We start from the raw sequence: 13,614 nt of genomic DNA on the forward strand, positions 1-13,614 counted from the left end.
CATTTTGCCAGCATGTTCCGCGGGTTGATAGAGCTGGCGCATCAACGGCTCATGCCTGGCTGAGCGGACGCGGTACGGCGGGTTTGGCAAATGTACCGCTGGCGTTATAAAGCGCTGGCGCTTCACCACCGGTAAGGATCTTCAGTTGATTGGCCGTGGCGGCCTGCTGGATCTGGATCGACTGGCCGTTCTTGACGTTGGCGGCCTGGCATTGAGCGATCAGATCGGTCAATGCATCGCCTTGCGTCAACAACTGGTCGCCAATGCTCGACTTGCCAGCCAGCTGCTCCAGACCGCTGCGGTCTGTCGACAAGTTGAGGCTGGCGAGGATTTCGCTGCGTTTGCGGCCATGCTGTTCAAGCAAAATGATCAATGCCTGTTTATGCGCCAGAATTTCTTCCAGCAGGGGCATGTCGCGACCGTGCAACGCGAGAGATTCGGTTTGCAGCAACTCCAGCAATTGTTGAGCTGGAGCAAAGTCGTCGTTGATCAGTTGCAATAAATTAGTGTCGTGCATGGCTGGCCTTGGGTGTTAAGCGTCCAAAAGCCTCGCGCCGGCAAAGGCCTAGCGCTGGGCTTCGAAGTTGAGCAGTTTGCTGGCTACACGGTTGCTGTCGACTTTATAGCTGCCATCGGCAATCGCGGCTTTCAACTCGGCCACACGGGCTTTGTCGACAGCAGGCTGATCGCGCAGCTTGTCAGTGACCTTCTGCAACTGTTGAGCCTCATTGCTGAGGTGTACCGATTCCCCGCTTTTTGCGGTACTGGCCGGTTCGGCCTGGGTATTCAGCGGCGCGGAGGTGCCGGTTTCGGCGGTTTCCTTGGCGTTGCTGGTACGTGTACTGCCCGTAAGTGACGAGGAGCTGTTCAAACGGCTGAAATCGATGACCATGATAAAAACCTCTGGGAATTTGGACGCTTGCCATGTTTTCGGCCATCCCCTGGAAAACTTTAGGCACATTTACAATGAGCCTTGCATGCGCCGGCGCGTGTCCTGCTGCGGCACAGTTTAGGGAACAGCCGGGGGCAGCGCCAGTTTTCTACATCGCGACTTCCACTTGGCCGGGCGCGGTGACTTGCGCCTTGATGACCCGTTGCGAGTTGAGGTTTTTCACGCGTATCTGTTCTTTCAAACCGCCATTGGCCAGCGCTTCACCTGGCATGCGCACGGCGAGCGTGCCGCTGCGCGCAGTGATGACCACTTGATCGCCCTTGCGAATGACTTCGGCCTGTTCCAGATGAACCAGGGTAATGACCTGATCGGCTACCGTTGGTCGGGTTAATTTCTGCCCGATCGCTTCGTCTACCGAGGTCAGAAAGCCTTGGTTGATCGTACTCACGTCGCGCTCACGCAGGGTCACGTCCTGCGGTTCGATAATCCCTGCACGTTTCAGCGGTCGGGTGGTGGTCACAATCTCGCGAAACAGGCGGACTTGAGCGGGCACGAACACGGTCCAGGGCGAGGCGCCTTCACAGCGCACCTTCACGGTAACCCGGCCCAACGGACGTGCCGGGCTCTCCAAAGTCGCTGTCAATTCCTTGTCGCACATAGGCATGCGCATACGGGGGTCGAGCTGGTTAACTTCGATTTCGTAGCGGCCTTCCGTTTGACTGGTAGCCAGATAGTCTTCTACGGTGAACTCAAGAAAGCCCTGAGTGACGCCGATAAGCATGTCAGGCAAGGTAACCGCATCAGCAATGGCAGGGCTGCCAGCGAAAAAGCAGCAGACGGCTGACATCGCGCAAAGGCTTTTGCGAGCGCGGGAGGTCAGGTGTCGGAAAAATGTCGTTTGAGCGTTCATACGAGTTAAAAAGCAAGCGCCGTGCCGTTTAGCAATGAATGTGCGTCGCAACAACACTTGGCGTTGGTGTAGGAGTCTGGGCATGGCTGGTGTAATGGATTCGGTGAACCAGCGCACGCAACTGGTAGGGCAGAATCGCCTGGAGCTGTTGTTGTTCCGTCTTGACGGTCAGCAGCTTTATGGAATCAACGTGTTCAAGGTGCGGGAAGTGTTGCAGTGCCCGTCGCTGACGTTGATGCCCAAGTCCAGTCCTGTCGTGTGCGGGGTGGCAAATATCCGGGGGGCGACCATTCCGATCCTTGATCTGGCAATGGCCACCGGTTCCGGAGCGTTGAAAGACAAGAACAACCCGTTCGTGATCATCACGGAGTACAACACCAAGACCCAGGGTTTCCTGGTCCGCTCGGTGGAGCGCATCGTCAACATGAACTGGGAAGAGATTCATCCACCACCCAAGGGCACGGGCCGCGATCATTACCTGACCGCTGTGACTCGGGTGGACAATCAGTTAGTCGAAATCATCGACGTCGAGAAAGTGCTGGCGGAAGTTGCGCCGACACCGGAAGCGATTTCGGTGGGCGTGGTCGATGTCGAGACCCAGACCAAGGCACTGTCGTTGCGTGTCTTGACGGTCGATGACTCATCGGTGGCGCGCAAGCAGGTCACGCGTTGTCTGCAAACGATCGGTGTCGAAGTGGTGGCGCTGAACGACGGCAAGCAAGCACTGGATTACCTGCGCAAGCTGGTCGATGAGGGCAAGAAGCCGGAAGAAGAGTTCCTGATGATGATTTCCGACATCGAGATGCCGGAGATGGACGGGTACACCCTGACGGCGGAAATCCGCGGCGACGCACGCATGCAAAAGCTTCATATCATCCTGCATACTTCGTTGTCGGGGGTATTCAATCAGGCGATGGTCAAGAAAGTCGGTGCTGATGACTTCCTGGCCAAATTCCGTCCTGATGACCTGGCATCCCGGGTAGTCGACCGGATCAAAGCAGCAGATATCAGCTAGGAGCGCTTTGCTCCTGGCGGTCAACACGATTTAAGAGGCGGCATCATTGTCTACGGGTAATTTGGATTTCGAACAGTTCCGGGTCTTCCTGGAAAAAGCCTGTGGCATTTTGCTCGGTGAAAACAAGCAGTACCTGGTCTCGAGCCGTCTCAACAAACTGATGGAGCAGCAAGGCATCAAGTCCCTGGGTGAGCTGGTTCAGCGCATCCAGACCCAGCCGCGCAGCGGTTTGCGCGAGCAGGTGGTCGATGCCATGACGACCAACGAAACCCTGTGGTTTCGTGACACCTATCCGTTTGAAGTCTTGAAGAACAAGGTGCTGCCTGAAGCGATCAAGGCCAGCCCCAACCAGCGTCTACGGATCTGGTCGGCCGCCTGCTCGTCGGGCCAGGAGCCGTACTCGCTGTCGATGTCGATCGACGAGTTCGAGCGCAGCAACCTGGGCCAGTTGAAGATGGGTGTGCAGATCGTTGCCACTGATCTTTCCGGCCTTATGCTGAACAATTGCAAGACGGGCGAATACGACAGCCTGGCGATCGGTCGCGGTTTGTCGCCGGAGCGTCTGCAGCGTTACTTCGACCCGAAAGGGCCGGGGCGCTGGGTGATCAAGGCGCCGATCAAGAACCGCGTGGAGTTTCGCTCGTTCAACCTGCTCGACAGCTACGCCGCGCTGGGCAAGTTCGACATCGTGTTCTGCCGCAACGTGTTGATCTACTTCTCTGCCGAAGTGAAGAAGGACATCCTGTTGCGCATTCACAGCACGTTGAAGCCGGGCGGTTATCTGTTCCTTGGCGCTTCCGAAGCGCTGAACGGTTTGCCGGACCATTACCAGATGGTGCAGTGCAGCCCGGGGATCATTTACCAGGCGAAATGATTACATCGGCAACACAAAAAACGGCAGGACCGCAAAGGCCTGCCGTTTTTTTGTGCCTGCGGAATTTCTCCCTGACACCACAAAACCCCTGTAGGAGTGAGCCTGCTCGCGATAGCGGTAGCCCATTCAACATCATCGGTGCGTGACACACCGCTATCGCGAGCAGGCTCACTCCTACAGGGGGCCGTGGTGCGTATGAGATGGACGGCAAGCGGCAGAAAAGCGGCATCCGGCGGAAACCGGTTGCCGCTTTTCTGGCATTGCCGCGTTGCCGACTCCCCGCAAAGCCGCGGTTTATGGGGGTTTTATAGTTTGGCACGGCGCTTGCTAAAGCTCAGTTACGAAAAACCGGTCACCTGAAGGTTCCCGACATGAGCATCAGCTTCGATAAAGCGCTCGGCATTCACGAAAAGGCATTGGGCTTCCGCGCCCAGCGTGCCGAAGTGCTGGCCAACAACATCGCCAACGCCGATACCCCGAACTACAAGGCTCGGGATCTGGATTTCTCCAAAGTGCTTGAAGCACAGACCCAGAAAAACGCGAACGGCACCATCGCCCTGAACATGACCAACAGCCGTCACATCGAAGCTGAAGGTCTGGGCAACGGCGACGAATCGCTGATGTATCGCACGCCGATGCAACCTTCGATCGACCAGAACACCGTGGACGCCCAACTGGAACAGTCGAACTACGCGGAAAACGCCGTCGGCTTCCAGGCCAGCTTCACCCTGCTCAACAGCAAATTCAAAGGGCTGGTGTCAGCCCTGCGCGGAGAGTAATTCATGTCCCTGTCCAGCGTTTTCAACATTGCCGGCAGCGGCATGAGCGCACAGACCACGCGTCTGAACACCGTGGCGTCGAACATCGCCAACGCCGAAACCGTCTCCTCGAGCATCGACCAGACCTATCGCGCCCGTCACCCGGTATTCGCCACCATGTTCCAGGGCGGCCAGAACAGCGGCAGCAATTCGCTGTTCCAGAGCCAGGACGCCGCCGGTCAAGGCGTGCAGGTGCTCGGCGTGGTCGAAGACCAGAGCAACCTCGAAGCGCGCTACGAGCCGAACCATCCGGCGGCCGATGCCAAAGGCTACGTCTACTACCCGAACGTCAACGTGGTGGAAGAAATGGCTGACATGATTTCCGCGAGCCGGTCCTTCCAGACCAACGCCGAAATGATGAACACCGCCAAAACCATGATGCAGAAGGTACTGACCCTCGGTCAGTAATAAGGGGCGACTGCCATGAGTGTTTCCGATACCACCAGCAGCTTGAGCATGAATGACATCCTGTCGAACTCGTCGAAAAAGACCAGTTCGACCGCCGGTGGCATTGCTTCGGCCACTAACAGCGCCACCGGCGGCCAGGCCCTGGGCAAGGACGCGTTCCTGCAATTGCTGGTCACCCAGCTGAAAAACCAGAACCCGCTCGATCCGCAGGACAACAGCGCATTCGTTGCCCAGTTGGCACAGTTCAGTAGCCTGGAAGGCATCACCACGCTGAACAGCACAGTCAGTTCGCTGGCCGGCAACTACAACTCCTCGCAAGCCTTGCAGGCGTCGTCGCTGGTGGGCCGCAATGTGATCGTGCAGACCAACTCGGTTCAGCTCGACGATCCAAGCAAAGGCATGACCGGTTCGGTCACCGTTCCGTCGTCGATTGCCGGCGGCACCGTGAGCATCACCGACAGCAGCGGCGCGGTGGTTCGCACCATCGATCTGGGCAGCCGCGCTGCAGGCAACGCAAGCTTTACTTGGGACGGCAAGGACAAGGACGGCAATCTGGTGGCTACTGGCACCTATACCGTTAAGGCCAACGCATCGATCAATGGCACCTCGACCGATATGGCGACCTACCTGCCGGCCACCGTCACCAGCGTGACGATCAGCCAGACCGGCGGTGAGCTGATGCTCAACCTGTCCGGCAAGGGCACCGTTGCCCTGTCCAAAGTACAAACCATTGGTATATAGAGCCGACTAACCGGCACAAAGGAGTGGAATATGTCTTTCAATATCGGCCTTAGCGGTCTCTATGCAGCCAACAAACAACTGGACGTGACCGGCAACAACATCGCCAACGTCGCGACCGCCGGTTTCAAATCGTCCCGTGCAGAATTCGAAGACGTCTACTCGGCCACTCGCCTGGGTAGCGGCAGCAAAGTGATCGGCAACGGCGTGCGCCTGGCCAACGTTTCCCAGCAGTTCACCCAGGGTGACATCAACAACACCGGTAACGTGCTGGACATGGGCATCAACGGTTCGGGCTTCTTCACCATGAGCAACAATGGCTCGGTGTCCTACACCCGTGCCGGTACGTTCAAGGTCGACAACGCCGGTTACATCACCAACACCGACTACACCTCGCGCCTGCAGGGTTACGGTGTGGACGCCAACGGCAAGATCATCAACGGTGTATTGACCGACCTGAAGATCGATACCTCGAACCTGGCGCCGAAATCGACTTCGTTGGTGACTTCGAGCATCAACTTGAACTCGACTGCGCCGGTGATCAACGACACAGTGGCGGCCGGCAAGTTTGATCCGAGCAAGCTTGAGACGTACACCAAGTCGTTCAGCACGCCGATCTATGACACGCAGGGCAACTCTCACGTCATGGATCAGTATATGGTGAAGACCGGCGAAAACACCTGGAAGGTCTACACTCTGGTTGATGGCCGAAACCCGGATGCGACCGGTAGCAATCCAAACGATCCGCTTACGCCTCCGGTTGCTTCGACACTCACCTTCGACAGTTCTGGCAACCTGTTGCAGGTCAGCACGCCTAGCACATTACCAGCTCCGGCGCCGAACCCGATCATCAGCAGCGACTTGAAGCTGACGACCTGGAAGCCGGGCACTGTGACCAACGGTACCTTTACGCCTAACGGTGCGGCTGCCAACCCGGCCGGTATTACCATTTCGATGGCCAAGACCACTCAGTACAACGCTGACACCGCGCGTTCGATTCCGACTCAGGACGGTTACGCCACTGGCCAGATCACCAACCTGACCATCGACGGCACCGGTACGCTGTTCGCCAACTTCAGCAACAACCAGAGCAAGGCCATTGGCCAGGTTGCGCTGGCCAGCTTCACCAACGAACAAGGCCTGCAGGCTATCGGTGGCACCAGCTGGAAAGAGACGTTTGCTTCGGGTATCCCGGGCTACGATGCACCGGAAACCGGTACCTTGGGTTCGATCGCTTCGAACTCTCTGGAAGAGTCCAACGTTAACCTGACTAACGAACTGGTAGACCTGATCAAGGGCCAGAGCAACTATCAGGCGAACGCCAAGACCATCTCCACTCAGAGCACGATTATGCAGACCATTATTCAGATGACCTGATTGCGGTTTGTGGTAGTTTTTTGGGCCCCTCGTTTTGAGGGGCTTTTTTTTTGGCCTTGGCGGCCTGTGGGTTCGCTCCGGGACTGATCCGGGCGCAGCGTCTACGGTTTGCTTCGCTGCACCTTGGGATTTGTGGTGTAGCTACCCCTCATCGGAACGCCGCCCGCCCAGCCCTCTCCCGAGGGAGAGGGGGCCGATTTGTGTTGGCTTTGAAATCGCATACGACTCGGTATTCAGCGTCGCCGTATCTCTCACATCCACGCAGTCAGTTCCCTCTCCCTCCGGGAGAGGGCCAGGGTGAGGGGCTTTTGATGTTGCCCCAAAAGAAAACCCCCGACAAACCAGAAGTCTGTCGGGGGGTTCTTTTGCCAGGAGAGTATCAGGTGTCTCGCAACGCCTGACTCAGCTCAGCTTATTGGCAAGCTTCGCAATCCGGCTCGTCGATGGCGCAAGCCTTTGGCACTGGAGCAGGACCGGCAGGAGCAGCCAGCACCGAATCGTCGCCGTGGTTGCCACCGCTGGAAACAGCGTTCAGCTTGCCGGTGTTGATGGTCGACTTCTCGGTGCTGGTCGCGGCCAGGGCACGGAGGTAGTAAGTGGTTTTCAGACCACGGTACCAGGCCATGCGGTAGGTCACGTCGAGCTTCTTGCCCGATGCGCCGGCGATGTACAGGTTCAGCGACTGGGCCTGGTCGATCCACTTCTGACGACGGCTGGCGGCGTCAACGATCCACTTGGTGTCCACTTCGAACGCGGTCGCGTAGAGCTCTTTGAGTTCTTGCGGGATGCGCTCAATCTGCTGAACCGAACCGTCGTAGTACTTCAGGTCGTTGATCATGACCGAGTCCCACAGACCGCGAGCCTTGAGGTCGCGAACCAGGTACGGGTTGATCACGGTGAATTCGCCCGACAGGTTCGATTTCACATACAGGTTCTGGTAGGTCGGTTCGATCGACTGCGATACGCCGGTGATGTTGGCGATGGTCGCGGTCGGTGCGATGGCCATGATGTTCGAGTTACGAATACCTTTCTGAACACGGGCGCGAACCGGTGCCCAGTCCAGGGTTTCGTTCAGGTCGACATCGATGTACTTCTGGCCACGTTGCTCGATCAGGATCTGTTGCGAATCCAGCGGCAGGATGCCTTTGGACCACAGCGAACCCTGGAACGTCTCGTACGCGCCGCGCTCGTCAGCCAGGTCGCAGGACGCCTGGATCGCGTAGTAGCTGACGGCTTCCATCGACTTGTCGGCGAACTCGACGGCAGCGTCGGAACCGTAAGGAATGTGCTGCAGGTACAAAGCGTCCTGGAAGCCCATGATGCCCAGACCGACCGGACGGTGCTTGAAGTTGGAGTTCTTCGCTTGTGGCACCGAGTAGTAGTTGATGTCGATAACGTTATCGAGCATGCGAACGGCGGTGTTCACGGTGCGTTCCAGCTTGGCGGTGTCCAGCTTGCCGTTGACGATGTGGTTCGGCAGGTTGATCGAGCCCAGGTTGCAAACGGCGATCTCGTCCTTGTTGGTGTTCAAGGTGATCTCGGTGCACAGGTTCGAGCTGTGAACCACGCCGACGTGCTGCTGCGGGCTGCGCAGGTTGCACGGGTCTTTGAAGGTCAGCCAAGGGTGGCCGGTTTCAAACAGCATGGAGAGCATTTTGCGCCACAGGTCTTTGGCCTGGATGGTCTTGAACAGTTTGACCTTGCCTGGGTATTCGGTCAGGGCTTCGTAGTACTCGTAGCGCTCTTCGAAGGCTTTACCGGTCAGGTCGTGCAGGTCCGGCACTTCGGATGGCGAGAACAGGGTCCACTTGCCGTCGTCGAAGACACGCTTCATGAACAGGTCAGGGATCCAGTTGGCTGTGTTCATGTCGTGGGTACGACGACGATCATCACCGGTGTTCTTGCGCAGTTCGATGAACTCTTCGATGTCCATGTGCCAGGTTTCCAGGTAGGCACAGACAGCGCCTTTGCGCTTGCCACCCTGGTTAACGGCTACCGCGGTGTCGTTCACCACTTTGAGGAACGGAACCACGCCTTGCGACTTGCCGTTGGTGCCTTTGATGTACGAACCCAGTGCACGCACCGGCGTCCAGTCGTTGCCCAGACCGCCAGCGAATTTCGACAACATGGCGTTGTCGTGGATCGCGTGGTAGATGCCCGACAGGTCATCCGGCACGGTGGTCAGGTAGCAGCTCGACAGCTGTGGACGCAGGGTACCGGCGTTGAACAGGGTCGGGGTCGACGACATGTAGTCGAAGGACGACAGCAGGTTGTAGAACTCGATCGCACGGTCTTCTTTCTGCTTCTCTTCGATCGCCAGGCCCATGGCCACGCGCATGAAGAAGATCTGCGGCAGTTCGAAACGAATACCATCCTTGTGGATGAAGTAACGGTCGTACAGGGTTTGCAGGCCCAGGTAGGTGAATTGCTGATCGCGCTCGTGGTTGATCGCCTTGCCCAGTTTTTCCAGGTCGAAGGTGGCCAGCACAGGGTTCAGCAGTTCGAACTCGATACCTTTGGCGATGTAGGCCGGCAATGCCTTGGCGTACAGGTCGACCATTTCGTGGTGAGTAGCGCTTTCGGCCACACCGAGGAAACCCAGGCCTTCGGCACGCAGGGTGTCCATCAGCAGGCGGGCGGTCACGAACGAGTAGTTCGGCTCACGCTCAACCAGCGTACGAGCGGTCATCACCAGGGCAGTGTTGACGTCGGTCAGGGCCACGCCGTCGTAGAGGTTTTTCAGGGTTTCGCGCTGGATCAGGTCGCCGTCGACTTCTTCCAGGCCTTCGCAGGCTTCGGTGACGATGGTGTTCAGGCGACCCATGTCCAGCGGCGCCAGGCTGCCGTCAGCACGGGTGATACGGATCGACGGGTGAGCGTTGACCGCTTCTTCCGCCGGCGCGTGGGCAGCGCGTTCTTTCGAACGACCGTCACGGTAGATCACGTAGTCGCGCGCGACTTTCTGCTCACCGGCACGCATCAGGGCCAGTTCGACCTGGTCCTGGATTTCTTCGATGTGGATGGTGCCACCCGACGGCATGCGACGCTTGAAGGTCGCGGTGACCTGTTCGGTCAGGCGCGCAACAGTGTCGTGGATTCGCGACGAAGCGGCAGCGGTGCCGCCTTCAACTGCGAGGAACGCTTTGGTGATAGCGACGGTGATCTTGTCATCGGTGTAAGGAACGACAGTGCCATTGCGCTTGATCACGCGCAGTTGACCAGGCGCGGTGGCTGCCAGATCCGAATTCGAATCAGCGGCCTGCGGCAAGGTGCCCTGCGGGTTCTCGCGAGTTGTGTCGGTTTGCATGGGGGGTGGTCTCCACATTCTCTATGTTTGTTTGGCACCGTCATGGTGCTCACCGTTCTGTACCGAAGCACTGCAACCGACAAGCGTCGGCGTAACAACTTCGGGACAGTAGGAAAAAGGCTTGTAGCGCCGCATCCTTGCCGAAGTTTTCGGCGCCGAGCCAAGGCTCGAGCCAAACACCTTCCAGGGTGACAGTAATGACTGCAACACCCGTACCGTTCCGGTCATTTCGGACCTAAAAAACGGTGCCATCCGCAAGTGCGGTTTGGGCTTTGAAAAACTTGCTTGGTTCAACCGGAAACTGGCAATAAAGCACTTGAGTTTCAGGCCCTAAATGTGGTTGGGCGTTTGAGCGGAAAACCCCATATGTAGGGTCTCTCTCCGCGCCGTGCTACAAGATAATGCGTTTTGAGGGGTGTTGCAACGTACTACCTGTGGATAAACCTGTGCGTAAATTGTGTAAGAAACAAGGAATTCCCGTGTAGGCCGCGGACCTGCTGAGCTAGACCGTTTGTCACCGTTTTATCCTCGGGAAAAACGCTTCAGCGGATTTTTAAGGGCGCGAACCCTATCACAAAAAACTGCCGTCTCCGAACGCATTTACCGACTTGTGTTCTGGCTGTACGCCGTTTATACAATCGGCCCATGCACAGACATTCTTATCCTCCTGAAACATGACAAAAGGACGGGAGAATCACGCTAAATATCGCGTACCCCTGTAGGAGCTGCCGAAGGCTGCGATCTTTTGATCCTGATCTTGAAAAGCAAGATCAAAAGATCGCAGCCTCGTTTCACTCGACAGCTCCTACAGGGGATTGTGTGTCTGGGCAATCGCCTTCCTTTTATCAATAACAATAGAAAGCAGAGGTCACCGGTGGAGCAACAAGCCTGGCAGGTATTGATCGTCGAGGATGACCAGCGACTGGCCGAACTGACGCGCGATTACCTGCAAGCCAATGGACTGCGCGTGGACATCGAAGGCAACGGTGCGCTGGCGGCGGCACGGATCATCAAGGAGCAGCCGGATCTGGTGATCCTTGACCTGATGCTGCCCGGCGAAGATGGCCTGAGCATTTGCCGTAAGGTGCGCAATCATTTCGATGGGCCGATTCTGATGCTCACCGCGCGCACCGACGATGCCGATCAGATCCAGGGGCTCGACCTCGGTGCCGACGATTACGTGTGCAAACCGGTGCGCCCGCGTCTGTTGCTGGCGCGCATTCAAGCGTTGCTGCGACGTAGCGACACACCTGAACCTGTCGCCGAAAAATCCCGTCGTCTGCAATTTGGTCCGTTGGTGGTCGACGACGCCTTGCGCGAGGCGTGGCTGAGTGACAATGGCATCGAACTGACCAGCGCCGAGTTCGATCTGTTATGGCTACTGGTGTCAAACGCCGGGCGCATTCTGTCCCGCGAAGAAATCTTCACCGCCCTGCGCGGCATCGGCTACGACGGTCAGGACCGCTCGATTGATGTGCGCATTTCGCGCATTCGCCCGAAAATCGGTGATGACCCCGACCATCCACGCCTGATCAAGACCATTCGTAGCAAAGGCTACCTGTTCGTCCCTGAAGCCTGCGTAGATCTGCCGCTGTGAACTCGATCTTCCTGCGCATCTACGGCGGCATGTGCGCAGCGATCATTCTGGTGGCGGTGCTCGGCGTGCTGGCGCTGAACCTGCTCAACCAGGTGCGCAGCGAGCAGTACCGCGAACGTCTGGCCCACGGCACGTTCTCGCTGATGGCCGGCAACCTGCAGCCGATGAACGAAACCGAGCGCCATCGTGCGCTGCTGGTGTGGGAGCGTTTACTGGGGATTCCGCTGGCGCTGAAGAAATTTGCCGAAACCGACCTTGATCTGACCCAGCGCACCCGCGTGCAGCGTGGTCAGGCGTTGGTCGAGCAGACCGGACCGCACGCGGCGAAGGTCTATCGAATGGTCAGCGACAAAGAGCAGCTGGTGCTGGTGGGGGAAGTGCAGCAAATCAGCGAGCAACTGGCCCGCGCGACCATTTACCTGCTCGCCGATGAACTGGTGCGCGTGCCGGTTGGCGAGCAGCCCAAACGTCTCGCGCAGATAAAGGAAGAGAAGGGTTTCGGTTTCGATCTGCGCCTGGTCACGGTGAACGAGGCCGACATGGACGAAGACCAGAGCCGCCGCGTGGCCGAAGGCGATACGGTAATGGCGCTGGGCAAGGGCGGCGATTCGATTCGCGTGTTTGCCGGCATGGTCGGCACGCCGTGGGTGCTGGAGATCGGCCCGCTGTATCAGATGAACCCGTACCCGCCGGAATGGCTGGTGCTGATTGCGGCACTTGGTCTGAGCCTGATCGGTCTCATCGTTTATCTGTTGGTGCGTCAGCTCGAACGCCGTTTGCGCGGCCTTGAAGCGGCGGCCACGCGGATTGCCAAGGGCAGCCTGGAAACCCGTGTGCCGGCGCGCGGTGCCGACTCGGTGGGGCGTCTGGCGTCGGCGTTCAACGGCATGGCCGAGCACTTGCAACAGTTGCTGGCGATTCAGCGCGAACTGGTGCGCGCGGTGTCCCATGAATTGCGCACGCCGGTGGCGCGCCTGCGTTTCGGTCTGGAAATGATCGGCTCGGCGACCACGCCGCAAGCACTGGAGAAGTACCGCGAAGGCATGGATCACGACATCGAAGACCTCGATAAGCTGGTCGATGAGATGCTCACCTATGCTCGGCTGGAGCAGGGCTCGCCGGCGCTGACGTTTCAGCGCATCGATCTGGATGCGCTGGTCAATCAGGTGATTGAAGAGCTGGCGCCGTTACGCGCCGAGGTCACCGTGCAGCGGGGATTGTGCCTGTCTGCTGCTGATAACGATGATGCCTGGGTGGAAGCTGAGCCACGTTATCTGCATCGAGCGCTGCAGAATCTGGTAAGCAACGCGATGCGCCATGCACGTTCGAACGTGACGGTGAGTTATCAGGTCGGGCAATTGCGCTGTCGCGTCGACGTCGAGGATGACGGCCCGGGTGTACCGGAGGTCGCGTGGGAGCGGATTTTCACGCCGTTTCTACGCCTCGATGACAGCCGTACGCGGGCGTCGGGCGGGCATGGTTTGGGGCTGTCGATTGTGCGGCGGATCATTCACTGGCATGACGGCCGGGCGATCATTGGCAAGAGCAAGAGTCTGGGCGGGGCTTGTTTTAGCCTGAGTTGGCCGAGGAATCAGGAACGCCGGTAATTCTTGTGGTGGCCGCGATGCCGCCTTCGCGAGCAAGCTCGCTCCCACAGGGGAATGCATTTCAAAATGTG

12 protein-coding genes are annotated in these 13,614 nt (G+C 58.2%); 8 read left to right on the forward strand and 4 right to left on the reverse strand.

The window, feature by feature from the left end; all coding sequences use genetic code 11:
• Nucleotides 1-49: 49 nt before the first annotated feature.
• From ACOYXE_RS00930 to flgA, 3 genes are all read right to left on the reverse strand, one after another.
• Complete coding sequence (locus tag ACOYXE_RS00930) at nucleotides 50-517, reverse strand: flagella synthesis protein FlgN (RefSeq protein ID WP_160059079.1); 468 nt, start codon at nucleotides 515-517, stop codon at nucleotides 50-52.
• Nucleotides 518-565: 48 nt separating this feature from the next.
• On the reverse strand, nucleotides 566-892 hold the full coding sequence (gene flgM / locus ACOYXE_RS00935; protein WP_077574151.1) for a flagellar biosynthesis anti-sigma factor FlgM: 327 nt from the start codon (nucleotides 890-892) through the stop codon (nucleotides 566-568).
• 148 nt (nucleotides 893-1,040) lie between these two features.
• The gene (flgA, locus tag ACOYXE_RS00940; RefSeq protein WP_026000512.1) at nucleotides 1,041-1,802 is read right to left on the reverse strand and encodes a flagellar basal body P-ring formation chaperone FlgA; all 762 of its coding nucleotides are present in this window, start codon (nucleotides 1,800-1,802) and stop codon (nucleotides 1,041-1,043) included.
• An 82-nt stretch (nucleotides 1,803-1,884) separates the two neighbouring features.
• On the opposite strand from flgA, the gene ACOYXE_RS00945 reads away from it, so the two are divergent.
• From ACOYXE_RS00945 to flgE, 6 genes are all read left to right on the forward strand, one after another.
• A complete protein-coding gene (locus ACOYXE_RS00945; RefSeq protein ID WP_007917585.1) occupies nucleotides 1,885-2,817 on the forward strand; it encodes a chemotaxis protein CheV in 933 nt (310 codons plus the stop codon).
• A gap of 46 nt (nucleotides 2,818-2,863) precedes the next feature.
• Nucleotides 2,864-3,691, forward strand: coding sequence for a protein-glutamate O-methyltransferase CheR (gene cheR, locus ACOYXE_RS00950; protein ID WP_160059078.1), 828 nt, complete (start codon nucleotides 2,864-2,866; stop codon nucleotides 3,689-3,691).
• A 371-nt stretch (nucleotides 3,692-4,062) separates the two neighbouring features.
• Nucleotides 4,063-4,470 carry a flagellar basal body rod protein FlgB gene (gene flgB / locus ACOYXE_RS00955; RefSeq protein WP_007917581.1) on the forward strand — a complete coding sequence of 136 codons (408 nt, stop codon included), beginning with the start codon at nucleotides 4,063-4,065 and terminating at the stop codon, nucleotides 4,468-4,470.
• 3 nt (nucleotides 4,471-4,473) lie between these two features.
• A complete protein-coding gene (flgC, locus tag ACOYXE_RS00960) occupies nucleotides 4,474-4,917 on the forward strand; it encodes a flagellar basal body rod protein FlgC (RefSeq protein WP_003227217.1) in 444 nt (147 codons plus the stop codon).
• Between the two features lie 15 nt (nucleotides 4,918-4,932).
• Complete coding sequence (gene flgD / locus ACOYXE_RS00965; protein WP_405123061.1) at nucleotides 4,933-5,658, forward strand: flagellar hook assembly protein FlgD; 726 nt, start codon at nucleotides 4,933-4,935, stop codon at nucleotides 5,656-5,658.
• A 30-nt stretch (nucleotides 5,659-5,688) separates the two neighbouring features.
• Complete coding sequence (gene flgE, locus ACOYXE_RS00970) at nucleotides 5,689-7,032, forward strand: flagellar hook protein FlgE (protein ID WP_460927367.1); 1,344 nt, start codon at nucleotides 5,689-5,691, stop codon at nucleotides 7,030-7,032.
• A gap of 412 nt (nucleotides 7,033-7,444) precedes the next feature.
• Here flgE and ACOYXE_RS00975 read toward each other — a convergent pair whose 3' ends face one another.
• The gene (locus ACOYXE_RS00975; RefSeq protein WP_405123062.1) at nucleotides 7,445-10,339 is read right to left on the reverse strand and encodes a ribonucleoside-diphosphate reductase subunit alpha; all 2,895 of its coding nucleotides are present in this window, start codon (nucleotides 10,337-10,339) and stop codon (nucleotides 7,445-7,447) included.
• A gap of 874 nt (nucleotides 10,340-11,213) precedes the next feature.
• Here ACOYXE_RS00975 and ACOYXE_RS00980 point away from each other — a divergent pair.
• Nucleotides 11,214-11,936 (forward strand): response regulator, encoded by a 723-nt coding sequence (locus tag ACOYXE_RS00980; protein WP_160059074.1) that lies wholly within the window; start codon nucleotides 11,214-11,216, stop codon nucleotides 11,934-11,936.
• Nucleotides 11,933-13,543 carry an ATP-binding protein gene (locus ACOYXE_RS00985; protein WP_460927370.1) on the forward strand — a complete coding sequence of 537 codons (1,611 nt, stop codon included), beginning with the start codon at nucleotides 11,933-11,935 and terminating at the stop codon, nucleotides 13,541-13,543. Before ACOYXE_RS00980 ends, ACOYXE_RS00985 begins: the two co-directional genes overlap by 4 nt.
• Nucleotides 13,544-13,614 lie beyond the last annotated feature (71 nt).

The organism is Pseudomonas sp. MC6 (assembly GCF_054790575.1).

Coding starts and splice junctions, on each gene's coding strand:
- flgA (WP_026000512.1), bottom strand. CDS start 1,802: ATGAACGCTCAAACGACATTTTTCCGACACCTGACCTCCCGCGCTCGC.
- flgE (WP_460927367.1), top strand. CDS start 5,689: ATGTCTTTCAATATCGGCCTTAGCGGTCTCTATGCAGCCAACAAACAA.
- ACOYXE_RS00930 (WP_160059079.1), bottom strand. CDS start 517: ATGCACGACACTAATTTATTGCAACTGATCAACGACGACTTTGCTCCA.
- ACOYXE_RS00945 (WP_007917585.1), top strand. CDS start 1,885: ATGGCTGGTGTAATGGATTCGGTGAACCAGCGCACGCAACTGGTAGGG.
- flgC (WP_003227217.1), top strand. CDS start 4,474: ATGTCCCTGTCCAGCGTTTTCAACATTGCCGGCAGCGGCATGAGCGCA.
- flgB (WP_007917581.1), top strand. CDS start 4,063: ATGAGCATCAGCTTCGATAAAGCGCTCGGCATTCACGAAAAGGCATTG.
- flgD (WP_405123061.1), top strand. CDS start 4,933: ATGAGTGTTTCCGATACCACCAGCAGCTTGAGCATGAATGACATCCTG.
- flgM (WP_077574151.1), bottom strand. CDS start 892: ATGGTCATCGATTTCAGCCGTTTGAACAGCTCCTCGTCACTTACGGGC.
- ACOYXE_RS00975 (WP_405123062.1), bottom strand. CDS start 10,339: ATGCAAACCGACACAACTCGCGAGAACCCGCAGGGCACCTTGCCGCAG.